We start from the raw sequence: 24105 nt of genomic DNA, 5'->3' as shown, positions 1-24105 counted from the left end.
TAACATCAAATCACACCGGTGAGTCTAGTTTTTCGAAACTAGACTGTCCAGTTTGATTGTGGAGGAAAAATGAACATTTCACCCCGTAGTCAGCAGAAGCGGGCTGCGATCCTCGATGCTGCCGGGCGGCTCTTCTGTCAGCACGGTCTGCATCTGGTCAGCATGGACATGGTGGCCAGTGAAGCGGGCGTCTCCAAGCAGACGGTCTACAGCCATTTTGCCAACAAGGAGTCGCTGTTTGCCGAAGCGGTGGGCAGCAAGTGCGTCAGTAGTGAGCTGATGCCGGAGGTGTTGCTGCGTGGCAACAATGTGCGGGAGAGCCTGATTGCCTTTGGTCGCAGCTTTCGCAAGTTGATCCTGAGCGATGATGCCATCAATATCTTTCGCACCTGCATCAGCTGCAACGATGCCCAGCTGGCCACCCTTTTTTTCGAGGCGGGCCCGCTCTACGTGACCGAGATGCTGTCCAACTGGCTGGAGCAGCAGAAGCAGCAAGGCCTGCTGTGCCATCAAGACAGCGAACAGGCCGCCTTGCAGCTGTTGCTGATGTGGCAGGGCAAGGAGCGCATGCTCCGTGAGCTGGGTCTGCCGTTGACCCAGAGCGCTGCCGAGCAGGATGCCTGGACCCTGAGTTGTGTCGATCTCTTCCTGACCGCCGCCGCTCCCCCGCAAAAATAATGGAGGTGGCAATGAGCCACACAGTGACAGATGCCCAGCGCAAATGGCTGCCCCTGCTGGCGGCGGTCGGTTTCTTTATGCAGGCGCTGGATGGCACCATTCTCAACACCGCCCTGCCCAGCATGGCCGAGACCTTGGGAGAGAGCCCGCTGCAGATGCAGTCGGTGATCATTGCCTACATGCTGACGGTGGCGCTGCTGATCCCGGCCTCCGGCTGGTTGGCTGACAGATTCGGCACCCGTCGCATCTATCTGGCCGCCATCTCGCTGTTCACGTTGGGCTCGCTCGCCTGTGCCGCCTCCAATTCGCTCTCCATGCTGGTTGCCGCCCGGGTGCTTCAGGGGATTGGCGGTGCGCTGCTGATGCCGGTGGGACGGTTGGCGGTGCTGCGGGTCTATGACAAGCACGAGCTGCTGCGGGTGATGTCGTTTGTCACCATTCCGGGGCTGCTTGGCCCGCTGATGGGGCCGGCGCTCGGTGGCTGGCTGGTGGAAGTGGCGAGTTGGCACTGGGTATTTCTCATCAACCTGCCGGTGGGGCTGCTCGGCTTTATCGCCAGTTGGCACTTTATGCCGGAGCTGCGGCAGCAGACCGCCCGGTTCGACTGGCAGGGCTTTGTGATGTTCAGCGTCGGCATGGTGCTGGTGTCGGTCGGCTTGCAGGGTCTGGGGGAGCACAGCATCTCTACCGGTTGGGCGCTGTTTGCACTGATCTTCGGCTTGGCGGCGATGGCGAGCTACTGGCTCTATGCCGCCAATGCACAGCAGCCGCTCTTTAGCCTGAACCTGTTCAAGACCGCCACCTTTGCCATCGGCATCTGGGGCAACCTGTTTGCCCGCCTCGGCAGCGGCGCCATGCCCTTCCTCACCCCGCTGTTTCTGCAACTGGGGCTCGGTTTCTCGCCAAGCAAGGCGGGGATGACCATGATCCCCACCGTGATTGGTGCCATGCTGACCAAGACGCTGGTGAACAAGCTTATTCCGAAGGTGGGCTATCGCCGCATCCTGATCGGCAACACCCTGTTGCTGGGGGCGATGATCGCCAGCTTCTACTTTATCGACAACCAGCTCCCCTACGGGGTCTTGCTGGGCTGGCTGGCGATCTTCGGCGCCATCAACTCGCTGCAGTTCTCCGCCATGAACACTCTCACGCTGCAAGATCTCAGCCCGATCCTAGCCAGCAGTGGCAACGGTCTGCTCTCGGTAGTGATGCAACTCTCCATGAGTTTGGGGGTGGCGATTGCCGCCAGCCTGCTCGGGCTCTTCTCGGCGGGCACCTCAGCGGCCAACGGCCAGTGGCTGGCCGGGTTCCACCTTACCTACCTCTGTGTCGGGCTGCTCTCCATGCTGGCGGCGCTGATCTTCGCCCAGCTGGCGCGCGATGGTGCTACGCCGTCGGCGCGGGCAGATAGCTGACCTCGCAGGGGAGCTGCGCCAGCACCTCGGCCAGATGGGTGGTAGCCAGCAGAAAGGTCTGCTCCGGGTGGCCCGGAGTCCAGGTGAAGGCGGTGTGGTTGAGCAGTTGCGGATCCACCAGTAGCGGAATATCGGCGCGGGGCAGGAAGGGGCAGACCGCCCCCGGCAGGCAGCCGATCTCCGTCTGCATCTCTTCGGCGGTGCAGATGGAGGGCTTGGCACCGAGCGCAGCCTTGACCGCCTTGTTGTCGAGCCGTCCATCCCTGTGGGTCAGCAGCAGGGCGAAGCGGCCATCCTTGAACTTGAGAAACAGGGTCTTGCTGAACTCCGCCTGCCAGCCGAGGCGGGCCTTGACCTTTTCATCGGTGGCGTAGTCGAGGATGGGTTCATGCTCATAGCGCTGGTGGGGCAGTTCGGCCAGTAGCTGGCAGTTGAAATGGTGAATGGTATCGAGTGGCATGGGGTTCTCCTGTAGTGGGCGTTATCCTGCCAGCCTCGCAGGGTCAGGCCCAATGACACTTTCTTATCCGTGATAAGCAACCCTGTCTGTGGAAACAACAAGGGCGCCGTGAGGCGCCCTTGCGGATCAGTGATGCTGCAATTCGCACGCTTCCCAGTGAAAGGGAATGGGACACAGCTGCTGGGAGGCCTTGTCATAGGCTTGCCACAGCTCGCCCATGGTGCGGCCATCGACGGGGTGGTGCAGATTGGGGGCCAGTTCGGCCAGCGGCCACAGCACGAAGGCGTTGGTGAGCAGTTCACCGCGCGGCAGCACCAGCGGGGTGTCGCAGACCAGATCGCCATAGAGCAGCAGGTCGAGATCCAGGGTGCGCGGGGCGAACTTCTTGGCATCCGGCTCGCGGCCGTGGGCGAACTCCATGGCCCGCAGTCGCTGGCAGACGGTGGCCAGCGGCAGGTCGGTCTCGGCAGCCGCTACCAGGTTGTAGAAGGGGCGGCCGTTGAAGCCGACCGCCTCGCTCTCGAATACCCGGGAGACCCGCAGCTCGCCAAATTCGGCGTGCAGGGCATCGAGCCCGGCGCGAATATGGCGATCCCGCTCGATGTTGGAGCCCAGGCTGATATAGATGGTGGTCATCAGTTGCTGCTCGCGGCCGGCGTGCGATGACGCAGGATCTCGACGCCGACCCCGGCGGCATTGGGCACTGCGCCCGGCTTGGTGAGAGTCACCTTGACCCACTGCACCCGCTCGTCGATCAGAACCAGCATGGCGACCTGCTCGGCCATGGTCTCGACCAGCTCGACCACCTTGCCGCTGACATGCTCGCAAATCTTGTTGGAGAGGTCGGCATAATCCAGTGCCAGATTGATGTCGTCGGTTGCTGCCGCGGGGCGGTTGTCGAACCCCATCTCGAGGTCAAAACGGAGCTTTTGGCGAATGCCCTTCTCCCATTCATATACACCTATGGTGGTCAAAACTTCGAGTCCGCGAATAAACACCTTGTCCATGACTGTACTTCTTCTTTACTCTTGATGGGCTGTGATGACAGCGCAGGGATGCTGGCCGGGCAACAGGCTTGCCGAGGCGCTCTGGGTGGGCATGGGCCCATGCCAGCGTATGTGGCCCGCATCATACCCCATTCATATCGTGGTAAAAACGACCAAGATGACGGCCCTGACGATTTTGATGATTATTCTGGCCTACCTGGGTGGTTCACTATCCAGTGCTGTGCTGGTCTCCCGTTGCACCGGTCTGCCCGACCCGCGGGATCATGGCTCCCACAATCCGGGGGCAACCAATGTGCTGCGCCTCGGTGGCCGGATGGCGGCGCTGGTGGTGTTGTTGCTCGATGTGCTCAAGGGGACTGTGCCCGTCTATCTCGCCTGGTATTTGCAGATAAAGCCGGTCTACCTCGGCTTTATCGGGGTGGCCGCCTGTCTTGGCCACATGTACCCCATCTTCTTTCATTTTCGCGGTGGCAAGGGGGTGGCTACGGCGCTGGGCACCATGATGCCGCTCGGCTTCACCATGGGGGGCGCTGTCATCGGCACCTGGCTGCTGGTGTTGCTGGCAAGCGGCTACTCTTCGCTGGCCTCCATCATTACCGTACTGCTCACGCCACTCTTCACCTACCTGCTCAAACCCGAATACACCCTCCCTGTCTCGCTGCTCTCCTGCCTTATCCTGATCCGCCATCACGAGAACATTTCCCGTCTGCTCAAGGGGGAAGAACCCAGAGTCTGGCGGCGAAAAGGGTGTGCCAGTGGCGAGGAAGTGGGAAAAACGGGTGATGTTGAGCAAAAAAGAGACGAACGAGACAAAAAGTAAAATTTCCCGTTGACCATCCGCCTTAAAATCCGTTTAATAGCGCCCACGCCCAGATAGCTCAGTCGGTAGAGCAGGGGATTGAAAATCCCCGTGTCGGCGGTTCGATTCCGTCTCTGGGCACCAAATTTTGGTGCCATGAAATAAAAAATTTGTTCATGCACAATGGTTTAAAGTGTGCCGGCTTAGCTCAGTAGGTAGAGCAACTGACTTGTAATCAGTAGGTCACCAGTTCGATTCCGGTAGCCGGCACCATTTGCCCAGATAGCTCAGTCGGTAGAGCAGGGGATTGAAAATCCCCGTGTCGGCGGTTCGATTCCGTCTCTGGGCACCACTAATAATTCCTCCTTAGCTCAGTCGGTAGAGCGACGGACTGTTAATCCGCAGGTCGCTGGTTCGAGCCCAGCAGGAGGAGCCAAACCGAAAAGCCCTTGTCGCAAGACAAGGGCTTTTTTTCTTTGGTTCAATACCGAGTTTTTACCATAACAACAATCACACACGCACAGAATGACGGCAGGATAGATATGGAAAATCAAGTAGTTATAGACTCAAAGGGGCGACTGGCCACCATCCGCGAGTGGCTTGAGCCCGTGCTGGTGCTGCTGATCCTGGGCAGCCTGTTTGGCTACCTCGGCAGCCAGATGGGCCTCTCCGCCATGGTCAACACCCTGTTCAATACCGCCCACCAGCTGCTGCTCAATACCGTGCTCTTCATCATGGGGATCACCGTACTTTCCGGCGCTCTCAGCCAGCTGCTGAGCGAATTCGGGGTGATCCGGCTGCTGGAGGTGCTGCTGGCCCCCCTGATGAAGCCGGTGTTCCGCTTGCCGGGGCGCACCGCGCTGGCGGCGCTGATGACTTTCTTCTCCGATAACCCGGCGGTGATCAGCCTCGCCAAGGACAGCCGCTTTCGCAAGGGCTTCACTCCCTGGCAGCTGGTGTCTCTGACCAACTTCGGTACCGCCTTCGGCATGGGCCTGATCGTGGTGACCTTTATGGCTACCCTGCAGCTACCGGGCGGGGAGTCTACCGCCAGCGCGGCGCTGATCGGTCTGCTCGGCGCTCTGGTTGGCTCTGTGGTCTCTACCCGACTGATGCAGCGGATGATCCGCCCGCTGGTGGGTGAGGTGCTGGACGATGAGCCGACTGATGCCAAGGGGCACAAGGTCGGGGTCAGCAAAGAGGTGGCGCCGGGCTGGCTGCGGATCCTCAACTCATTGCTCGATGGCGGCAAATCCGGTGTGGAGCTGGGAATGGCGGTGATCCCGGGCGTGCTCATCATCAGTACCTTCGTCATGCTGCTCACCTTCGGCCCGGGGGAGAAGGGCTATACCGGCGAAGCGTTTCAGGGGGTTGCCCTGCTGCCGGTGCTGGCCGCCAAGGTTAGCTGGCTGTTTGACCTGCTGTTCGGCTTCCAGCAGCCGGAGCTGGTCGCCTTCCCGGCAACCTCGCTCGGTGCGGTCGGTGCCGCCATGTCGCTGGTGCCCCCCTTTATTGCCAAGGGGTGGATCACCGGCAACGAGGTCGCGGTGTTTACCGCCATGGGGATGTGCTGGAGCGGCTTTTTGAGCACCCACACCGCCATGCTCGATGCTCTCGGCTATCGCCATCTCACCTCCCGCGCCATTGTCGCCCACACGGTCGGCGGCCTGTGCGCCGGGGTGGCAGCGCACCAGCTTTATATGCTGCTGGGCTGAGCAGAGTGAAAAGAGAGAGGGGCGCTGCGGCGCCCCTTTCTGTATCTATCGGTGACGAGTTGGCTCGTCCTTCGGTTTACTCAACATCGCCGATCAGGCTCTGTGCGATCACCGCTTCCGGCATCATCTCCCGCAGCCCGGCGATCAGTTTTTCCCCCGCCTCATGCAGCGCAGCCAGCGGCATCTCGGGCAGGCTCTCCAGAATGAACCACATCTGGCCCGAATCGACACTCAATCGGGTGCGTATACCCTGCCGCCAGTTCCAGCGCCGACAGGTGACCCCCTTGTCATCCCGCCAGACGACCTCGCCGGGCTCCACTGGTTCGTGGGTCGGCTCGCCCCCCTTCATGGTATCGAACCGCTCGCTGCCATCGGCCACCACCAGTCGCGGCAGTCCCTCATAGGCAAGCAGGTTTTCGCCCCCCACCGGAATGGCGTAACGGATACTGATGGCGTTGTAGAGATCGACTACGGGAGCGATGGCGGGCAGGTTGCCATCGCGGGCGACCCGTTTTCTCAGAGCTTCGGCGGAACAGGGAGTCCGCTGCGGCTTGGCGCCGAACTTTCTGAATAGATCGCCCCAGGCGGCGAGATGCGCCTCTGCCCACGGCACATCGGCAGTCAGCATGGCGGTGCAGGCTTCATCAAGGGCGCGTGCCCCCACGTTCGGGTCGACCACGGCTGCGGCCTGCACCGTGATGCTCAGAGCGCGAAAGCTGGGAGCCAACTGGCTGACTTCGGGGGAGATATAGGGGGTGATCAGGGACATAGCGACTCCATAAAACGAACGAGGCTGGGAGAAGGCGGTTGCCGGCCAGCATAGCGGCAACGGCAAATCCGGTTTGAGAGCCATCTTGCGCGAACATTTTAGATAAGAAAATTTACATGATCTTAATAGCCATAAGTTTCATGAATGAAAAATGATGTGTTCAAGGAGATGGCGGGCATGTACCGGTATATAGCGAAGAGTAGCCCTGCGGTTTCCGGTTCGTTGCGGCAATACCCCTTTGCCGCCTTGATCTGCAGCGGCAGCCGCTGGCCGTCCGGCTCTCTTGTGATGCCCTCAGTTGTCATGCCCAAGCACGAGGCGGTCACTCAAATCGCTTGATTGCTCAATGAGTTGGCTATGGCTGGCGTTTTTTCATCGTTCTGGCCCCGCTTATGCATTTCTCTTGGCAACACCATCAAGGGTCGTTGTCGCGGAGAGATATCATGATCAGCAGCCTGCTTCCCCTTGCCTCTATCGCCCTCAAGCTGGGCAGTCAGCTGCTCGGCAGCAGTGCCAAACCCGAGTCTGTGCAGCAAACAGTGCAGGAAGATCGCCTCGCCCCTACCGTCCAGAGCTTGTTCCAGCGGCTGGGAATCAAGGATGCCAATAGCGAGCAGAACCGCGCTGCCATCAACCACTTTATGGGGGAGCTGATGCAGACTCTGGGGCAGGAGAATGGCGGCCAATCCCTCCCTGCCGCCATCGATAGCGCCCGTAGCCAGTTGGCCAATGGTACCCAGAGCACCCGCCTCGATGCGCTGCAAAGCGAGCTCGATACCCTCAAGGATTCCCTCGGTGCCAGCAATCTCAACCTCGACCAGCTGCTCGGCGCCTTTAAACAGACCCTGCCCAATGGCAAGGGGGAGGGGGTGGGCAAACTGCTCAATGCCAGCGCGTGAAATGACTGAAAATATGGATTTCAGTAGATGACGAGCCTGTCAATAAATAATCTGGTAGCGTATTCGTGTGGATGTGATGCAAAGCGTGACTATGGCTATTTCCCCATGAAATAGCCCACCCGTTTCATATCCATAGAAGAGAGGAATTCATATCTTTCTATTCGTGGAGAATCAAAGATGTTTTCAATCAAATCAATGAAATGTAAGAAATGCAGTAACCACTTCAAAGGGTTCGTGCTGGGTTCTCTCAACGTAATGAGTGAATACACTGCAGCTTGCCCAGCTTGTGGAGATATCCTGTCAGTTTATGGAAGTGGTGAATTCATTGATAAGGCAATACCTGCAAATGCCATTATGTTGAAAAGCGCTTAAAGCCAAGATAAAGCAAGAGGGGGAGCGATTGCTCCCCCTCTTATTTTCCAAATACATCAGAGATCAACCCGCTCGCTTGGCCAGCCACTGTTCGGCGGCGGTGAGGGCCGATTCGATCTGCTCGCGGGCGACGCCGCCCTTGGCAACCCGCTTGGCCAGGGTCGCCTCCAGCTCCAGGTTCGGGTAGACATCCTCCCTCACCACGGGGCTGAAGCGCTGGAACTCGGGGAGGGATAGCTCTTCCAGCGGCTTCTTCATCTGGATCGCGTAAACAACGGTCTCGCCGACGATATGGTGCGCCTCGCGGAACGGGATGCCCTTGGCCACCAGATAGTCCGCCAGCTCGGTGGCGTTGGCGTAGCCCCCCTGCGCCGCCGCCATGGTGCGCTCGCCATTGACCTTCAGATCGATCAGCACTAGGGCCGCCATGTCGAGGCAGTCGTGCCAGGTGTCGAGGGCATCGAACAGCCCCTCTTTGTCTTCCTGCATGTCCTTGTTGTAGGCCAGCGGCAGCGCCTTGAGGCTCATCAGCATGCCCATCTGGGCGCCGACCACCCGGCCGGTCTTGCCACGGATCAGCTCCAGCGCATCCGGATTCTTCTTCTGCGGCATCAGCGACGAGCCGGAAGTGACCGCATCGGAGAGCTCGACAAAGCCAGCCTCGCCGGTGTTGTAGAAGATGAGATCTTCGGCAAAGCGCGACAGGTGGGTCATGGAGAGGGATGCTACATGCATCAGCTCCACCACGTGATCCCGATCTGAGACCGAATCCAGACTGTTGCGGGTGGCACCGGCAAAGCCCATGTCCAGCGCCAAGGCTTCGCGGTCGATGGCGTAGGCGGTACCCGCCAGTGCGCCGCAACCGAGCGGGCTGGTGTCGAGGCGCTTGAGGGCATCCTGCAGCCGGGAGTAATCCCGCTCCAGCATCTCCACATAGGCCAGCGCCCAGTGGGCGTAGGTGACCGGCTGGGCCCGCTGCAGATGGGTGTAGCCCGGCAGCACGGCGGCCTGATTGGCGCGGGCGGAGGCCACCAGCCCCTGTTGCAGGGCGGTGATGGAGCCGAGCAGCAGCTCACCCTGCGCCTTGCACCAGAGTTTGAGGTCGGTGGCGACCTGATCATTGCGCGAGCGGCCGGTGTGCAGCTTCTTGCCAAGATCGCCGACGGCGGCGATAAGCTGGCTCTCGACCCAGGAGTGGATATCTTCAGCGTCCGATCTCAGGATCTGCTGGGGATCCTGCTGCACCGAGGCGAGCAGTACTTCCATCGCCTGCTGCAGCTTGCCCTGTTCACCCTCGGTTAACACGCCCACCTTCACCAGCGCTTTGGCCCAGGCCATGGAGCCCTGAATATCCTGCTCCGCCAGCCGGTAATCGAACCGCAGCGAATCGTTGAACTGCTTGAACCGGCTATCGGCTCCCTGACTGAAGCGTCCACCCCAAAGTGCCATACTGCTCTCCTTGAATGCGTTGTCGGTAGGCGTTTGCGCCTGCCCTACTCGCGCGGCCTCTTGGCCTGCGCGCAGAAATCTTGCCCTGTATTTTCCTGTATAACAGTGCGGTGGTGAGGAGTGCTGTTGCCGTTGAACATGTCACATCCAGCAACTACGAACCGGTCCCCTCTCCCTCTGGGAGAGGGCTAGGGTGAGGGGAATGGCCAATGACCTCCCCCTCATCCCCAACCCTTCTCCCACAAGAGGAGAAGGGAGAAAATACGTCAGCATCATATTCACACAGCCCCTGTTATCTCACAGAAGCGACCGGGGCGCTGCCGCTCTTGTCACACCGCCGATGATGGATCAGGGGCCATGCCCTCGACCTGTAGAAGAGGGGGCTATGCCCCCTCAACGGAATCAACGGGTTATCGTGCTTGCTTAGCCGTGGGTGTGATCACCACCGATGGCCTGATGCTGCTCTTTCATGGCGCGGATCCGGCTGGCCAGGGTGTAGAGACGGATAAAGCCTTCGGCATGGCTCTGGTCGTACACTTCGTCGGCGCCGAAGGTGGCGAAGTCTTCGGAGTAGAGGCTGTTCGGCGACTTCTTCTGCACCGCGGTGACCTGACCCTTGTACATCTTCAGCACCACTTCGCCATCGAGATCTTCGGCGATGGCGTTGGCAGAGGCGACAATGGCCTTGCACAGCGGGGTGAACCAGCGACCGTCATAGACCAGGTGGGAGAACTCGGCCCCCAGCTTCTCCCGCCAGGCGCGGGTCGGGCGATCCAAGACCAGCTCTTCTACCGCGCGCAGCGCAGCGACCATCACGGTACCGCCCGGGGTCTCGTAGCAGCCGCGGGACTTCATGCCCACCATCCGGTTTTCGGTGATGTCGATGCGGCCCACGCCGTGCTTGCCGGCACGCTCGTTCAGGGTCATCAGGATCTGGTGCGGGCTGAGCGGCTGGTCGTCAACGGCCACCACTTCACCCTGGGCCACGGTCAGCTTGACGTACTCCGGCTGATCCGGGGCCTGTTCGGCGGAAACGGTCCACTGCCAGACCGCTTCGGAGGGCTCGTTCCAGGTGCTCTCCAGCTCGCCACCCTCGGTGGAGATGTGCCAGGCGTTGGCATCGCGGCTGTAGATCTTCTTCAGGGTCGCCTTGCAGGGGATCTGACGGGCTTCCAGGTAGGCCAGCAGATCTTCCCGGGAACGCATGTCCCACAGACGCCAGGGGGCGATCACTTTCAGCTGGGGTGCCAGCGCGGCCACCGCACCTTCGAAACGCACCTGATCGTTGCCCTTGCCGGTACAACCGTGGGAGATGGCGTCGGCCCCTTCCGCCAGCGCCGCCTCGACCATCGCCTTGGCGATCACCGGACGGGCCATGGAGGTACCCAGCAGGTAGGTGCCCTCATAGACGGCGCCGGTCTTCAGGGTCGGGTAGACGTACTCTTTGACGAACTCTTCCCGCAGATCCTTGACGATGCACTTGGTGGCGCCGGAGGCGATGGCTTTTTGCTCGATCCCTTCCAGATCGTCACGCTCCTGACCGACGTCGGCAACGAAGGCGATGATCTCCGCATCATAGTTTTCCTTCAGCCAGGGAATGATGGCCGAGGTATCCAGTCCGCCCGAGTAAGCCAGTACGATCTTGTTGATTCCGCTCATTTACTTCTCTCCATGATGATTCGATAAAAGGGTGTGATTTGGGGTCGGTTGCCGTTATTTGTGCCCAAGCAGGGTCAGCAGCACGGCGTTCTGGATATGCATCCGGTTTTCAGCCTCGTCCATGATGAGGGAGCCAGGCCCGTCCATGACCTGAGAGGTGATCTCCAGCTCCCGGTGCGCCGGCTGGCAGTGCAGCACATGCTGGATGCCGGTGCGGTCGAGCAGGGCCTGGTTGATCTGATAAGGCATAAAGATATCTTTTACCTGCTCCATTGGCGTGTTGTCACCCATGGAGACCCAGGTATCTGTGTAGGCCACGTCGAACCCTTCGATATCTGCCACGTCATCGCTGATGTGGATGGTCGCCCCTGACTTGGCCGCCAGAGCCTGCGCCTGCAGGAAGATCTGGGTATCCGGGCCGTGGCCTTTCGGGCAGATCAGGGTGACGTCGGTGCCGAGGGTCGCCCCCAGCAGCAGCAGAGAGTGGCTGACGTTGTTGCCATCGCCGAGATAGGCCAGCTTCACCTTCGACAGATCGCCGTAGTGCTCGCTGATGGTCATGAAGTCCGCCAGCCCCTGGCAGGGGTGGTAGAGGTTGCACAGGCTGTTCACCACAGGCACTGTGCCGTGTTCCGCCAGCTCGACCAGAGTCTGGTGATCGAACACCCGGGCGACGATGGCATCACACCAGCGCGACAGGTTGGCGGCAAAATCCTTCACCGATTCGCGCTTGCCCAGCGCGCCGTTCTGCTGATCCAGATAGACGCTGTGGCCACCCAGTTTGGCGATGCCGATGTCGAAGGTGACCCGGGTGCGCAGGGAGGGTTTCTCGAACAGGGTCACCACGCTCTTGCCCGCCAGTGCCTGGCCGTACTTTTTCGGATCTGCCTTGACCGATTTGCCCAGGGCGATCAGCGCCTCGATCTGGGCCTTGCTCAAGTCGCTGTCTTTCAGAAGATGTTGCATCGAATGTTCCTTGTTCTGGTGGAGATCAGAGAGAGACCTGGGTGCCAACCGCACCGCCGGCCAGCAGCTTGAGCAGCTGATCCGGGTAGCGCCAGCTGGCGACACAGACCGGTTTGCCCAGGGTCTCGGCGGCATGCAGGGCGGCTTTCACCTTGACCGCCATGCCGTCGCTGATCACCCCCTTCTCCATCAGATCCAGCGCGGTCACTTTGTCGAGCTGGGGCACCAGCTTGCCCTTGCCATCCAGGATGCCGCTCACGTCGGAGAGCATCACCAGGTCGGCGCCGAGCGCCTCGGCAATGGCGGTAGCCGCCTGATCCGCGTTGACGTTCATCAGCTGCCCCTCGGCAGTGATGCCGATGGAGCTCACCACCGGCAGGAAGCCCTGCCCCAGGATCCCCGCCACCAGTGCCGGGTTGCCCGGCTGGCAGTCACCGACCGCGCCGAGTGCCGGGTCGAGCTGGCTCACCTGGCACAGACCGCCGTCCGCCAGACAGAGCCCCACCGCCGGGATGCCGGTGGCGATGGCCTTGGCCATCATCTGCTTGTTGGCGGTGCCGGCCAGGGCGCCGGCGATAAACGGGATCTGCTCGAACGGGGTCACCCGCAGACCGTTCTTCTTGGTGGAGGTGAGACCCAGCCCCTTGAGCAGGTCATCCACCAGGCAGCCGCCGCCGTGCACCAGCACCAGGGGTCTGTGCTGCTCGTCCAGAAAGCTTTTGAGGGTGGCGAACAGGGCGGTCAGCGCCTCGTCGTTCTCGATCAGTGCGCCGCCCAGCTTGATTACCAGAGTCTGCTTGTTCATCGTTGCGATCCTTCCTTGAGTCCTTAAATCAGGCCGGTGGCCGGTTCAAATCCGAATTTGATATTTATGCACTGCATGGCCTGGGAGGCGGCGCCCTTGAGCAGGTTGTCGATGGCGGATACCACCACCAGCATGTTGCCCTGCTGTTGCCAGGCGAGGTCGCAGTAAGGGGTGCCCGCGACGCCACGGATGGAGGGCATCTGGCCGGTCAGGCGCACCAGCGGCTTGCCCTCGTAGGCCTTGAGGTAGGCCTGATCCACCTGGGTCGGCGTCACTCCATCCGCCAGCTGCACATAGATGGTGGCCAGGATGCCGCGCACATAGTTGCCAAGGTGGGGTTGGAACAGCACCTCCTTGCCGAGGTGGTGGCTGATCTCCGGCTGGTGTCTGTGATTGAAGGTGCCGTAGGGATTGAGGCTCACTTCGCAGAAGCTGGTGTTGATGGCCGCCTTGCGACCGGCGCCGGAAACCCCGGAGACGGCGTTGATGATGGGCTGCCACCCCTTGGCAATCAGACCATCCTGCTGCAGCGGCTTGAGGGCGCACAGCGATGCGGTCGGGTAGCAACCCGGCACGGCAATCAGCTGGGCGGTGGCGATGGCATCGGCATTCCACTCGGCCAGGCCATAGACGGCCTGATCCAGCCACTGTTCGCTCTGGTGGGTGAAGCCGTAGAAGCTGTCGTAAAAGCCCTGATCCTTGACCCGGAAGGCGCCGGAGAGATCGAACACCGGCAGCCCCTTGGCGAGAAACTTGGGCGCGAGCTCGGCGCTCACCTCGTGGGCGGTAGCCAGCAGCACCAGATCGGCCTGGGTCAGGATCCGGGTCATGCCGTCGTCGTCCAGCGGCAGCAGCGGCTGATCGAGGGCGCCGACCCACTGGGGATGTAGGGAAGAGAAGCGCTTGTGGGCATCCTGACTGCCGGCGGAGACGTAGAGGCCGAACAGCTTGAGTTGTGGGTGGTTCTGTACCAGTGCGGCCAGTTCGGCTCCCGCGTAGCCACTGGCACCGACGATGACGGTGTTAAGCATGTTGAATATTCCAAGTCAGAGTTCGAGATTCACAGCATGACGCTGCAGTGCACAAGGGTGTTCGATCGCCCCTTTGCACAAGTGCGGAGGGGCAATTCAGGCGGGTGTGTGTCGTCGGTTATAGATCAGGTGACAGAACATTAACTTTCCCTTACAACTAGAAGCCTTTGTTGATGAGCCAGATATTCAGGTAAAATTACAGAATATTCATGCACTCGCTTTGCATTTGTATTTTCTAACAGAAACATTCCGGGGACGCAAGGAGGAGCTGATGGCCAATCTGGATTTTTTTTCACTTTATAAGAATATTATTGCGATTCCCTCTATCAGCAGCACGGATCCCAAGTGGGATCAGAGCAATGAGGCGGTGATCCGGCTGCTGGCCGACTGGTTCGGTCAGCTCGGTTTTCAGTGCGAGGTAACTGCGCTCCCCGAGCTGCCGGGCAAGTTCAATCTGGTGGCGACGATCGGTCAGGGGGAGGGCGGACTGCTGCTGGCGGGTCACACCGATACGGTGCCGTTTGATGAAGGAGGGTGGAGCAAGGATCCCTTCAAGGTGACCGAAGAGGGCAATCGCCTCTATGGCCTCGGCACCATCGATATGAAGGGCTTCTTCGCCTTTATCGTCGAGGTGCTCAAAGAGATCGACCTCACCAAGCTGACCAAGCCGCTGCGTATTCTCGCCACTGCCGACGAAGAGACCACCATGGCGGGGGCCCGTGCCATCGCCGCCGCTGCCGAGCTGAAACCCGACTACGCCGTGATTGGCGAGCCGACCGGGCTGGTGCCGGTGGTGGCCCACAAGGGGCATATGTCGGAGGCGATCCGCATTACCGGCAAGAGCGGTCACAGCTCGGATCCCGCCAACGGCGTCAACGCCATGGAGATCATGCACAAGGCGATGGGGCAGGTGCTGCGCTTGCAGCAGGATCTGAAAGATCGCTATGCCGATCACCGCTTTGCCGTGCCGCAGCCGACCCTGAACCTTGGTTACATTCAGGGCGGTGACAGCCCGAACCGCATCTGCGGTTGCTGCGAGCTGCATATCGACCTGCGACCCACTCCGCAGGTGGGGCCGGATGAGCTGATGGGGATGCTCAAAGAGGCGCTGTCACCCATCGAGATCCACCAGCCGGGCTGCCTGCATATGCAACATCTGCATGAACCCATTCCCGCCTACGCTTGCGCCGACGACTCTCTGCTGGTGCGCGAAGCAGAGAAGGCGAGCGGTCGCGCCGCCGAGTCGGTCAACTACTGCACCGAGGCGCCGTTTATCCAGCAGCTTGGCTGCCAGACCATAGTGATGGGCCCCGGCCATATCACCCAGGCGCACCAGCCGGATGAGTATCTCGACCTCTCCTTCGTCAAGCCGACCACCTCGGTGTTGCAGCACCTGATCAGACGTTTTTGCCTGTAGCGGCGGCGGTGAAAGGGGCGTAAAAACTGTAAGTAAGTTACATAACAAGCCGGTTGTGGAGTGGTGAGGGAAATACATGTTCTGAATCGGCCTGTTATTTGACCTTGCGCAGACAATCTGGGTAGATTGTCACCCTAAGATGACGGAGCATATGTTGTAATCGCACAACAATAAGTGAGGTCGTCTAGCACCCCGGATGGGTGTCAGGCACCAACAAGATAAGGATGTGGAATGAACGAAAAGTACGCCGCACTACGCGCCAACGTAGGTATGCTGGGTCAGCTGCTGGGTAAATCCATCAAGGATCATCAGGGTCAGGCCTTTCTCGACAAGATCGAAACCATTCGCCAATTGGCCAAGTCCTCCCGCAAGGGCAATGAATCAGACCGGGAACGTCTGCTCGATACCCTGCGCACCCTGAGCGATGATGAACTGCTGCCGGTGGCCCGCGCCTTCAGCCAGTTCCTCAATCTGGCCAACGTGGCGGAACAGTTCCACACCATCTCCCGTCGCTGTGAAGAGCAGGTCTGCACCCCGGACCCGCTGGAGCAGATGTTCGACAAGCTGAAAGCGTCCAACCTGTCGCAAGAGGCCATCATTCAGGCCGTGCGCGAGCTGGATATCGATCTGGTGCTGACCGCTCACCCCACCGAGGTGACCCGTCGCACCCTGATCCACAAGCACGTACAGCTCAACGACTGCCTCGAGGCGCTGGAGCTCTCCGACCTGCTGCCCCGCGAGCGGGACAAGATCCTCAATCGCATCGAGCAGCTCATCAATCAGGCGTGGCACACCAACGAGATCCGCGAACAGCGCCCGACTCCGGTCGACGAGGCCAAGTGGGGCTTCGCCGTGGTGGAGAACAGCCTGTGGCCTGCCATCCCCGAATTCATGCGCAATCTGGACGAGCGTCTGCAACACCATCTGGGTGTGCGGCTGCCGCTGGATGCCGCGCCGGTCAAGTTCACCTCCTGGATGGGCGGTGACCGCGACGGCAACCCCTTCGTCACCGCCAAGGTGACTGCCGAAGTGCTGGAGCTGGGCCGCTGGATGGCGGTGAGCCTGTTCTACAAAGACATCAAGGAGCTCACCTCCGAGCTCTCCATGTCCGACTGTACCGACGCCGTGCGCGCTCGCGTTGGCGATCACCCCGAGCCCTACCGTGCGCTGGTGCGCGAGCTGCGTGAAGCGCTGCGCGAAACCAAGGAGCATCTCACTGCCAAGGTGCAGGGTCAGGCGAGCGAGAGCCAGGATCTGGTCAAGACTACCGCCCAGCTGCGCGAGCCGCTGGAGCTCTGCTACCACTCACTGCACGCCTGCGGCATGGGCAACATCGCCGATGGCATGCTGCTGGATGTGCTGCGCAAGGTCGCCTGTTTCGGCATCCATCTGGTCAAGCTGGATATCCGTCAGGATGGCGAGCGTCACGGGCTGGTCTTCTCCGAGCTGACCCGCTATCTGGGTCTGGGTGACTACGCCGAGTGGAGCGAAGATGACAAGCAGGCCTTCCTGCTCAACGAACTGAACTCTCGCCGCCCGCTCATTCCCCACGACTGGGAACCGAGCGCCGAGGTGCGCGAGACGCTCGATACCTGTCAGGTTATCGCCGAGCACGACCCCGATGCGTTCGGCATCTACATCATCTCCATGGCCGGTGCGCCGTCCGATGTGCTGTCGGTGCAACTGCTGCTCAAAGAGGCGGGCTGCAAGTTCCGCATGCCGGTCGCCCCGCTGTTTGAAACCCAGGATGACCTGATGGCAGGCACCGCCGTGATGGAGCGTCTGCTCTCGGTGGACTGGTATCGTGGCTACATCCAGGGTCGTCAGTACGTGATGATCGGCTACTCCGATTCTGCCAAGGATGCCGGCATGATGGCTGCTGGCTGGGCCCAGTACGCCGCCATGGAATCCCTGGTGGGACTTGCCGAAGCCAACAATATCCGCCTCACCCTGTTCCATGGCCGTGGCGGTACCGTCGGTCGTGGTGGTGCGCCTGCCCATCAGGCCATCCTCTCCCAGCCGCCGGGATCCCTGCGCGGCGGTCTGCGTACCACCGAACAGGGGGAGATGATCCGCTTCAAGTTCGGTCTGCCGAAAGTGGCGATCAAGAGTCTGGAGCTCTACACCAGCGCCGTGCTGGAAGGGAACCTGCTGCCACCGCCCAAGCCGAAAGAGTGCTGGCGCGAGGTGATGGAACAGCTGGCCGCCGACTCCTGCGAGCACTACCGCAGTATCGTGCGCGGTCATCCGGACTTCGTCCCTTACTTCCGTGCCGCCACCCCGGAGATGGAGCTCGGCAAGCTGCCGCTCGGCTCCCGTCCCTCCAAGCGCAAGCCCAACGGCGGCGTCGAGAGCCTGCGCGCCATTCCGTGGATCTTCGCCTGGACCCAGAACCGCCTGATGCTGCCGGCCTGGCTCGGTGCCCACAAGGCGCTGCAACAGGCCATCGACGGCGGCAAGCTGGCGGTGCTGGAAGAGATGAGCGCCCAGTGGCCCTTCTTCCGCACTCGCCTCGAGATGCTGGAGATGGTGTTCCTCAAAGCGGACGTCTGGCTCGCCGAGTACTACGACACCCGTCTGGTGCCGCAGGAGCTGTGGGGCCTTGGCAAACAGCTGCGTCAGGAGCTCGCCGAATCTATTGAAGTGGTGCTGAAACTGAGCCCGCGCGGGGATCTGCTGGAGGATCAGCCCTGGATCAAGGAGTCCATCAAGCTGCGCAACCCCTACACAGACCCGCTCAACGTGCTGCAGGCCGAGCTGCTCAACCGCTCCCGCAACCACCCGGAGACCCTGCACCCCGAGCTGGACAAGGCGCTGATGGTCACCATCGCCGGTATTGCCGCAGGTATGCGCAATACGGGTTGATAGCCAGCCCAAGCAAGAGGCTTTAGTTATATCTATCAAGCCAAAGGGCGCCAATAAGGCGCCCTTTGTTTTTTTGTTGCCCGGCAGAATTCGGCTCGATGGGAGCCTCACCCATGTTTTGGGCGGTATTTTGTAGGGTGCAATAAGCACAGCGCATTGCACCGCTCGAAAATGCTCTTTGCCTAGTCTCGTCCTGTGTTTCATAGGGCAAGTGGCACAATTCACCTTGTTAATTGCACCCTACGTATTATCGGTGATGGGTACATATTTCCCCTCCGGCTTGCATCCCTCGCCATGCAGGCGCAGACTGTTTGGCCTTGTTTTTATGCGATTCGATTCAAGGCAACCATCATGACTCCTGCCATCAACCTGCTGAAGAAGCTAAAAATTCCCCACAAGCTCTACCCCTACGAGTGCGAAGCCCACGACGATTTCGGCAAGCATGCCGCGACCCAGCTCGGGCTGCCGGAGGCGCAGGTGTTCAAGACTCTGGTTGCCCATCACGACAAGCAGGCGGTGGTGGCCATCGTTCCCTCATCCGGCATGTGCAGTCTGAAGCAGCTGGCCAAGGCGACTGGCCTCAAGAAGGTGGAGATGATGAAACCGGCGGAAGCGGAGAAGCTGACCGGTTACAAGGTGGGTGGCATCAGCCCGCTGGCCCAGAAGAAGCTGCTGCCCACCGTGCTCGACGAGTCGGCGCTGCAGTTTGACGAGATCCTGGTGAGCGGCGGCAAGCGCGGCCTCTCGGTCGGTGTGGCGCCGCAGGATATGCTGACGCTGATGAAGTGGATCGCCGCTCCCATCGGCGAAGAGTAGTGCCGGGCACGTTGTGAACCTGTTCTCCGGGCCTGTGGTGGCCCGGATAGCCCCACCTGTGAGCGGGCGCGTGCCCTGTGCTCAACGGGGTGCGTGCCAGTCTATAATGGGTGAACCCCGTTGTATGAGTTCAGCCATGATGTACCGACTTCTGTTGCTTTGCCTCTGTTTATCCCTCCCCTCTGCCTTGCTGGCTGCCACCCGTTTTACCCTGCTCAGCCCTGAAAACAGTCAGGATATGCGGATGCGTTATTACCGTGAGGTGATGCAGCTGGCGCTAGAGAAAACTCGCCCCGAATATGGCGACTACGAGTTGCTGGACTCCCTGCCGATGAACAAGGCGCGGATGCGGATCGAGGTGCAGGAGCAGGGCAAAAACGCCCTCTTTATTGTCGACAGCTGGCCTTATCAGGGGGAGGCAGTGGCGGATCAGGTGGCATCGATCCCGTTCCCGATCGATATGGGGATCCTCGGCTATCGGGTCTGTTTCGTCGGCTCGGATCGTGCTGCCGAGCTGGCGCGGGTGAACACCCTGGATCAGTTGCGCCACTTCACTCAAGGGGTGGGCACCGGCTGGCAGGATGCGGTGATCCTGCGCAACGGCGGGCTGACTGTGCATGAGGTGGATAACTACGAGTCGCTGTTTCGTATGGTGGCACGAGGGCGCATCGATCTCTTCTGTCGTGGGGCCAACGAGATCCTGTCGGAGTGGCAATCTCATCAGGGCAAGGTGGCCGGTTTGACGGTCGATCGCCATCTGGCCCTTTTCTATCCGCTGATCCACGTGTTCTACAGCAATGCCCGCTACGTTCAGGAGCGCGAGCGCCTTGAGCGCGGTCTGCAACTGGCCTGGCAGGATGGTTCGCTCAAACGGCTCTGGCGCCATCACTTCCAACCCTCGCTGGTGTTTGCCAATCTGGGGGCTCGCCAGATTGTCCGGCTCGGCAATCCGCAGTTACCCAAGGACGGTTTTGACTATCGCCCCTACCTTTACAACCCGCTGACGGATGATTTCGGTTCACAACCCTGAGCCGGGTTATCAGGTGCGCAGCTCTGATAGAGTAAGGGAGAGATCATTGCCGCAAAGGAGATGGCCCATGCACGCATCTGCCCTCTCCTTGCTCTTCATCGCGTTGCTGCTGCCTGCCACCGGCGGTGCAGCCCCGGTCTTTACGCTGCGTACCTGCCTCGAAAACAGTGACTCCTACCCCTGGCTGCTGCAATCGGGGGAGGGGATTGTCCAGTATCACCTAAAGGCGGTTGCTACCGCCCTCAATGCCGAGATCGTGCTGACGCCGCTGCCGTGGAAGCGCTGCCTCTCTCGGGTGAGCAGTGGCCAGATGGATGCGGCCATCAAGATGAGTTACAGCGTCGAGCGGGCGACCAGGGTGGGGGTCTATCCCATGCGTGAGGGCAAACCCGACCCCGCCAAGCGGCTGCTGACCGAGAGCTACAGCCTCTACCAGCTAAAGGGGGGCAAGAGCCTGTGGGATGGCACCACCCTCAGGATCAAGGGCATGGTGGCGGCCCAGTCGGGATTCTCCATCGTCGACTGGTTGCAGGCTGCGGGAGCCGAGGTGGATGACTCCAGCCGTGACCCGCTGATCATGTTGAAAAAGCTGGTGATGGATCGGGCGCAGGCGACCGCCATCCAGACCGAGGTGGCCGACAGCATTCTGGCGGCCCATCCCGCGTTGCAGGCCCGTATCGAGCGGCTGTCGCCGGTACTGGTGGAGAAGCCCTACTATCTGGTCTTCTCTCACCGCTTCTATCAATCTCATCCCCGACAAAGCCGGCAGGCGTGGGATGCTATCGAGCAGGTGCGCGACTCTGCTGCCTATCAGCGTTATGCCACATCGCTCAGAAGCACACCTCCGGTGGGGGAGTAGGCTGATGGATGCGACTGGCCGAAAAGTGGAGGAGAGCGTGGGGTGGCGGCAGGGCCGAGCGGCCAAGCTAGGGGCTACACTGAAAGAACCCCTTCAGCCAAGGCGCGGTTTATGTCACCCCTGCATCTGCTGGCTGCCGCTCTGCTCTGCATGTTGTCGCTGACCGGACAGGCGGCCACCCGGTTTACCTATATCAGCCCGGAGAGCGAGCGGGACCCGCGCACCACTTATGATCGGGAGCTGCTGCGGCTCGCCCTCGACAAGACCCGCGACCAGTTTGGCGACTATCTGTTGGAGCCTGCGCCGCCCATGACCAAGGCGCGCGAGCGGGTCAGCATGCAGCTCGACAACTATCCCAACCTCTTTGTAATGGACAGCTACAGCAGCACCCGCGAGGATCTGGGGCTCGCCTATGTCCGTTTTCCCATCCATCTGGGCATCGTCAGCTACCGCATCTGTTTTGTCAGCCCGCAGCAAAAGGGGGCGGTGAGCAAAGTGACCGACCTCAAGGGGCTGCGCCAGTTCACCTTCGGTCAGGGCAAGGGGTGGCTGGATGTGGATATCCTGCGTTACGCCGGGATGGAGGTGGTGGAAGTGGAGGGGTACGAAAAGCTGTTCAAAATGGTGGCGCGGGGCCGCTTCGATCTCTTCTGCCGCGGGGTGAGCGAGCTGCGCAGCGAGCAGCTGACCCACAAGGAGATGACGGACCTGCTGGTGGATGATGCATTGTTGATCTACTACCCGCTGCCCCGGGTTTTCTACACCAATCCCAACAATCGCGAGGCGCTGCAGCGGGTCGAGCGGGGTTGCAGCTGGCGTGGCAGGATGGCTCGCTACAGGCGCTGTGGCGCAAGAGCTTTGGCCCGGCCATCGCCTTTGCCAAGCTCTCCCAGCGCCGACTGCTGCGACTGGATAACCCCTTCCTCGACGGGATCAGCTTCGATTTCCGCCCCTACTTCTACAATCCGCAGACCGATCGCTTCGGCGATTACTGAGGTGCCTGCCGCTGGCGGCAGAGGGCCAACCAGGCCTCGGCGGTGCGGGAGAGATAGCGCTCGCTCGGCCAGATCACCCCGAGTCGCCAGCTCAATTCGGGCTCCAGCGGCCGCAGCACCAGACCATCCGGGGTCAGCCGGTGGCAGACCGGCTCCGGCAAGAAGGCGACCCCCATGCCGCTGCGTACCATGGCGGTGAGAAAATCCCACTGGCTGCTGCGCGCCGCCACCTGCGGCACAAAGCCCGCCTCCTGACATGCCTGCTCCAGCCGCTCGCTCAGGGTAAACGCCTGGGTATAGAGCAGGAAGGGCTCCTCCTGCAGGGACTCCAGCCGCAGCGGCGTCTCGCCATGCCAGCGGGGTTGATCAGGCAGCACTACCCGGATCGGGTATTGATCCAGCTCCAGCGCGCTGAGGGCCCCCCCCTCTTTGGTCGGCAGCATGGTGATGGCGAGATCCAGCTCCCCCTCCAGCACCGCCTGTTCGATACGGCGACCGCCATACTCCACCAGGGTCAGCTCCACCTTGGGATAGCGGGTGCGGTAGGCGCGGATCAGATCCGCATAGACGTGACCCACCATGGGGGGAATGCCGAGGGTGAGGCGACCGTGTTGCAGGCTCTGCAGATCCGCCAGTTCGGCCTCCAGCTGCTGCATCTCCGCCAAGATGGTCTGGGCCCGGTTGAACAGCACCTGGCCGCTGTCGGTCAGGGTGAAGCGGCGCCCTTCCCGGTTGAGCAGGGGTTGGCCCAGCTCCTCTTCGATATTGCGGATCATCTTGCTGATGGTGGGCTGGGTGACGAACAGCTTTTCAGAGGCGCGGGTGAAGCTTTTTTCCCGCACCAGTTCGACAAAATAGCGCAGGGCGCGAATATCCATGGACTCTCTCGACTCGTGTTGGCGGGTACGGGATGAAGTATGCCTATGCGGCATGAATTTGATAATTTTAATTCATTTCTGGCAGGTTTTGCTCAACTCTATACTGTGAGCCGGTTCACAGAAAGACGATGATCATGAAAGCCCTCTGCTTGCGCTGGTTACAGACTCCCTTCCAGATTGTGTTGCTGGCAGCCATCTGGCTGCTGGCCGATACCGCGGTGCGTACCCTCCATCTGCCGCTGCCCGCCAACCTCACCGGCATGTTGTTGCTGCTGGCCTGCATCCTGCTCGGAGTGGTCAAGGCCGAGTGGTTCAGTGCCGGTGCGCGCTGGCTGCTGGCCGAGATGCTGCTCTTCTTCGTCCCCGCCGTGGTAGCGGTGGTCAACTATCAGGAGCTGCTGCTGCAAGAGGGGTGGCGCATCATGGTGGTGCTGCTGGTGAGCACCACCCTGGTACTCGGCACCACGGCGCTGGTGGTGGATCGGGTTTACCGCCTCGAACTGAAACTGGCCCGCCGGAGTCGCCGTCATGTCTGATACCCTGCTCGGGCTGATCTGTTTCGCCCTCACCCTGCTCTTCTACTACGCCAGCAAATGGCTCTACGGCAAAAAGCGGATCCTGCCGCTGATGCCGCTGCTGCTGGCGCCGACCCTGCTGGTGGCCGTGGTGCTGCTGTTCCACATCCCCTATCAGGATTACATGGCGGAATCCCACTGGCTGCTCTGGCTGCTGGGCCCCGCCACCGTTGCCTTCGCCGTGCCGGTCTACGAGAACCGCCAGCTCATTCGCCGCCACTGGCTGTCGCTGTCGGTAGGGGTGGTCGCATCGGTCATCATGGCGGTGGGGAGTACCGTGCTGCTGGCCCGCTGGCTGGATCTCTCCGACATGTTGCAGCGCAGTCTGGCGATGCGCTCCATCACTACGCCGTTTGCGGTGGAGGCGACCCGCGCCATCGGCGGTCAGAGCGATCTCACCGCGCTGTTTGTGGTGCTGACCGGGGTGATTGGTATGGCGGTGGGGGAGAGCGTGCTCACCGTGCTGGCCATTCGCAGTCGCCTCGGCAAGGGGGCGGGGTTTGGCGCCTCGGCTCACGGCGCCGGCACTGCCAGGGCTTATCAGATGGGTAATGAGGAGGGAGTGGTCTCCAGCATGGTGATGATGATCGCCGGTATGGTGACAGTGCTGCTGGCGCCCCTGCTGGGCCGGATGTTCTGGTAGGCC

Annotated in this window: 22 protein-coding genes, 4 tRNA genes and 1 pseudogene; 17 read left to right on the top strand and 10 right to left on the bottom strand. The window is 61.0% G+C overall.

The annotated features are described in order from the left end of the window. Window positions 1-69: 69 nt before the first annotated feature. Window positions 70-678: a TetR/AcrR family transcriptional regulator gene (locus G5137_RS12705; RefSeq protein ID WP_005355070.1), complete on the top strand. Its 609-nt coding sequence runs from the start codon at window positions 70-72 to the stop codon at window positions 676-678. Window positions 679-689: 11 nt separating this feature from the next. Continuing rightward, window positions 690-2093, top strand: coding sequence for a multidrug transporter subunit MdtD (gene mdtD / locus G5137_RS12700; protein ID WP_335818771.1), 1404 nt, complete (start codon window positions 690-692; stop codon window positions 2091-2093). Here the strand turns inward: mdtD and G5137_RS12695 are convergent. The 3 genes from G5137_RS12695 to folB form a co-directional block, all read right to left on the bottom strand. Then, window positions 2065-2553 (bottom strand): YbaK/EbsC family protein, encoded by a 489-nt coding sequence (locus G5137_RS12695; RefSeq protein WP_335818772.1) that lies wholly within the window; start codon window positions 2551-2553, stop codon window positions 2065-2067. The genes mdtD and G5137_RS12695 overlap by 29 nt on opposite strands. A gap of 126 nt (window positions 2554-2679) precedes the next feature. Continuing rightward, window positions 2680-3189, bottom strand: coding sequence for a 2-amino-4-hydroxy-6-hydroxymethyldihydropteridine diphosphokinase (gene folK / locus G5137_RS12690; RefSeq protein WP_421255490.1), 510 nt, complete (start codon window positions 3187-3189; stop codon window positions 2680-2682). Further along, window positions 3189-3560 carry a dihydroneopterin aldolase gene (gene folB / locus G5137_RS12685; RefSeq protein WP_108541652.1) on the bottom strand — a complete coding sequence of 124 codons (372 nt, stop codon included), beginning with the start codon at window positions 3558-3560 and terminating at the stop codon, window positions 3189-3191. Before folB ends, folK begins: the two co-directional genes overlap by 1 nt. Before the next feature lie 157 nt (window positions 3561-3717). Here folB and plsY point away from each other — a divergent pair, with 157 nt between their 5' ends. From plsY to G5137_RS12655, 6 genes are all read left to right on the top strand, one after another. Beyond that, window positions 3718-4380 (top strand): glycerol-3-phosphate 1-O-acyltransferase PlsY, encoded by a 663-nt coding sequence (plsY, locus tag G5137_RS12680; protein ID WP_421255489.1) that lies wholly within the window; start codon window positions 3718-3720, stop codon window positions 4378-4380. Window positions 4381-4427: 47 nt separating this feature from the next. Next, window positions 4428-4503, top strand: a tRNA-Phe gene (locus G5137_RS12675). Window positions 4504-4556: 53 nt separating this feature from the next. After that, window positions 4557-4632: transfer RNA gene (locus G5137_RS12670), tRNA-Thr, on the top strand. Between the two features lie 3 nt (window positions 4633-4635). Beyond that, window positions 4636-4711, top strand: a tRNA-Phe gene (locus tag G5137_RS12665). An 8-nt stretch (window positions 4712-4719) separates the two neighbouring features. After that, window positions 4720-4795, top strand: a tRNA-Asn gene (locus tag G5137_RS12660). Window positions 4796-4901: 106 nt separating this feature from the next. Next, window positions 4902-6074 (top strand): CD0519/CD1768 family membrane protein, encoded by a 1173-nt coding sequence (locus G5137_RS12655; RefSeq protein ID WP_215802146.1) that lies wholly within the window; start codon window positions 4902-4904, stop codon window positions 6072-6074. A gap of 76 nt (window positions 6075-6150) precedes the next feature. On the opposite strand, the gene G5137_RS12650 is transcribed toward G5137_RS12655, so the two are convergent. After that, the gene (locus G5137_RS12650) at window positions 6151-6843 is read right to left on the bottom strand and encodes a B3/4 domain-containing protein (RefSeq protein ID WP_421255488.1); all 693 of its coding nucleotides are present in this window, start codon (window positions 6841-6843) and stop codon (window positions 6151-6153) included. Between the two features lie 443 nt (window positions 6844-7286). Here G5137_RS12650 and G5137_RS12645 point away from each other — a divergent pair, with 443 nt between their 5' ends. Beyond that, window positions 7287-7742, top strand: a complete 456-nt coding sequence (locus tag G5137_RS12645) for a hypothetical protein (protein ID WP_421255487.1) — start codon at window positions 7287-7289, stop codon at window positions 7740-7742. Window positions 7743-8177: 435 nt separating this feature from the next. On the opposite strand, the gene argH is transcribed toward G5137_RS12645, so the two are convergent. The 5 genes from argH to argC all read right to left on the bottom strand — a co-directional run bounded on the left by argH (window position 8178) and on the right by argC (window position 14024). After that, window positions 8178-9563 carry an argininosuccinate lyase gene (argH, locus tag G5137_RS12640; RefSeq protein ID WP_421255486.1) on the bottom strand — a complete coding sequence of 462 codons (1386 nt, stop codon included), beginning with the start codon at window positions 9561-9563 and terminating at the stop codon, window positions 8178-8180. A gap of 423 nt (window positions 9564-9986) precedes the next feature. Continuing rightward, window positions 9987-11222 (bottom strand): argininosuccinate synthase, encoded by a 1236-nt coding sequence (locus G5137_RS12635; RefSeq protein WP_010635203.1) that lies wholly within the window; start codon window positions 11220-11222, stop codon window positions 9987-9989. Window positions 11223-11276: 54 nt separating this feature from the next. After that, the gene (locus G5137_RS12630; protein WP_421255485.1) at window positions 11277-12188 is read right to left on the bottom strand and encodes an ornithine carbamoyltransferase; all 912 of its coding nucleotides are present in this window, start codon (window positions 12186-12188) and stop codon (window positions 11277-11279) included. A gap of 25 nt (window positions 12189-12213) precedes the next feature. Beyond that, window positions 12214-12993 (bottom strand): acetylglutamate kinase, encoded by a 780-nt coding sequence (gene argB / locus G5137_RS12625; protein ID WP_411587105.1) that lies wholly within the window; start codon window positions 12991-12993, stop codon window positions 12214-12216. Between the two features lie 23 nt (window positions 12994-13016). Next, a complete protein-coding gene (argC, locus tag G5137_RS12620) occupies window positions 13017-14024 on the bottom strand; it encodes an N-acetyl-gamma-glutamyl-phosphate reductase (protein WP_421255484.1) in 1008 nt (335 codons plus the stop codon). A gap of 271 nt (window positions 14025-14295) precedes the next feature. Between argC and argE the strand changes: the two genes are divergently transcribed. The 6 genes and pseudogenes from argE to G5137_RS12590 all read left to right on the top strand — a co-directional run bounded on the left by argE (window position 14296) and on the right by G5137_RS12590 (window position 22006). Continuing rightward, window positions 14296-15441 (top strand): acetylornithine deacetylase, encoded by a 1146-nt coding sequence (argE, locus tag G5137_RS12615; RefSeq protein ID WP_421255483.1) that lies wholly within the window; start codon window positions 14296-14298, stop codon window positions 15439-15441. Window positions 15442-15672: 231 nt separating this feature from the next. Next, window positions 15673-18306 (top strand): phosphoenolpyruvate carboxylase, encoded by a 2634-nt coding sequence (ppc, locus tag G5137_RS12610; protein WP_069554237.1) that lies wholly within the window; start codon window positions 15673-15675, stop codon window positions 18304-18306. A gap of 351 nt (window positions 18307-18657) precedes the next feature. Then, a complete protein-coding gene (gene ybaK / locus G5137_RS12605) occupies window positions 18658-19122 on the top strand; it encodes a Cys-tRNA(Pro) deacylase (protein ID WP_005336092.1) in 465 nt (154 codons plus the stop codon). A 136-nt stretch (window positions 19123-19258) separates the two neighbouring features. Beyond that, on the top strand, window positions 19259-20152 hold the full coding sequence (locus G5137_RS12600; protein WP_216952184.1) for a hypothetical protein: 894 nt from the start codon (window positions 19259-19261) through the stop codon (window positions 20150-20152). Window positions 20153-20219: 67 nt separating this feature from the next. Beyond that, on the top strand, window positions 20220-21011 hold the full coding sequence (locus tag G5137_RS12595; RefSeq protein WP_216952183.1) for a substrate-binding periplasmic protein: 792 nt from the start codon (window positions 20220-20222) through the stop codon (window positions 21009-21011). A gap of 111 nt (window positions 21012-21122) precedes the next feature. Then, window positions 21123-22006 (top strand): annotated as a pseudogene (locus G5137_RS12590) (hypothetical protein). Here G5137_RS12590 and G5137_RS12585 read toward each other — a convergent pair. After that, the gene (locus tag G5137_RS12585; protein WP_216952181.1) at window positions 22000-22884 is read right to left on the bottom strand and encodes a LysR family transcriptional regulator; all 885 of its coding nucleotides are present in this window, start codon (window positions 22882-22884) and stop codon (window positions 22000-22002) included. The pseudogene G5137_RS12590 and the gene G5137_RS12585 sit on opposite strands and share 7 nt — an antisense overlap. 134 nt (window positions 22885-23018) lie before the next feature. Between G5137_RS12585 and G5137_RS12580 the strand changes: the two genes are divergently transcribed. After that, on the top strand, window positions 23019-23420 hold the full coding sequence (locus tag G5137_RS12580) for a CidA/LrgA family protein (RefSeq protein ID WP_041202734.1): 402 nt from the start codon (window positions 23019-23021) through the stop codon (window positions 23418-23420). Beyond that, window positions 23413-24102 (top strand): LrgB family protein, encoded by a 690-nt coding sequence (locus tag G5137_RS12575; protein ID WP_005341581.1) that lies wholly within the window; start codon window positions 23413-23415, stop codon window positions 24100-24102. The genes G5137_RS12580 and G5137_RS12575 overlap by 8 nt, the downstream gene beginning before the upstream one ends. Window positions 24103-24105 lie beyond the last annotated feature (3 nt).

The organism is Aeromonas sp. 600282, from assembly GCF_049175755.1.
Classification (GTDB): domain Bacteria; phylum Pseudomonadota; class Gammaproteobacteria; order Enterobacterales; family Aeromonadaceae; genus Aeromonas; species Aeromonas veronii_A.
The sequence above is the reverse complement of the archived record's forward strand: the minus strand, read 5'-3'. Positions and strand labels throughout refer to the sequence as shown.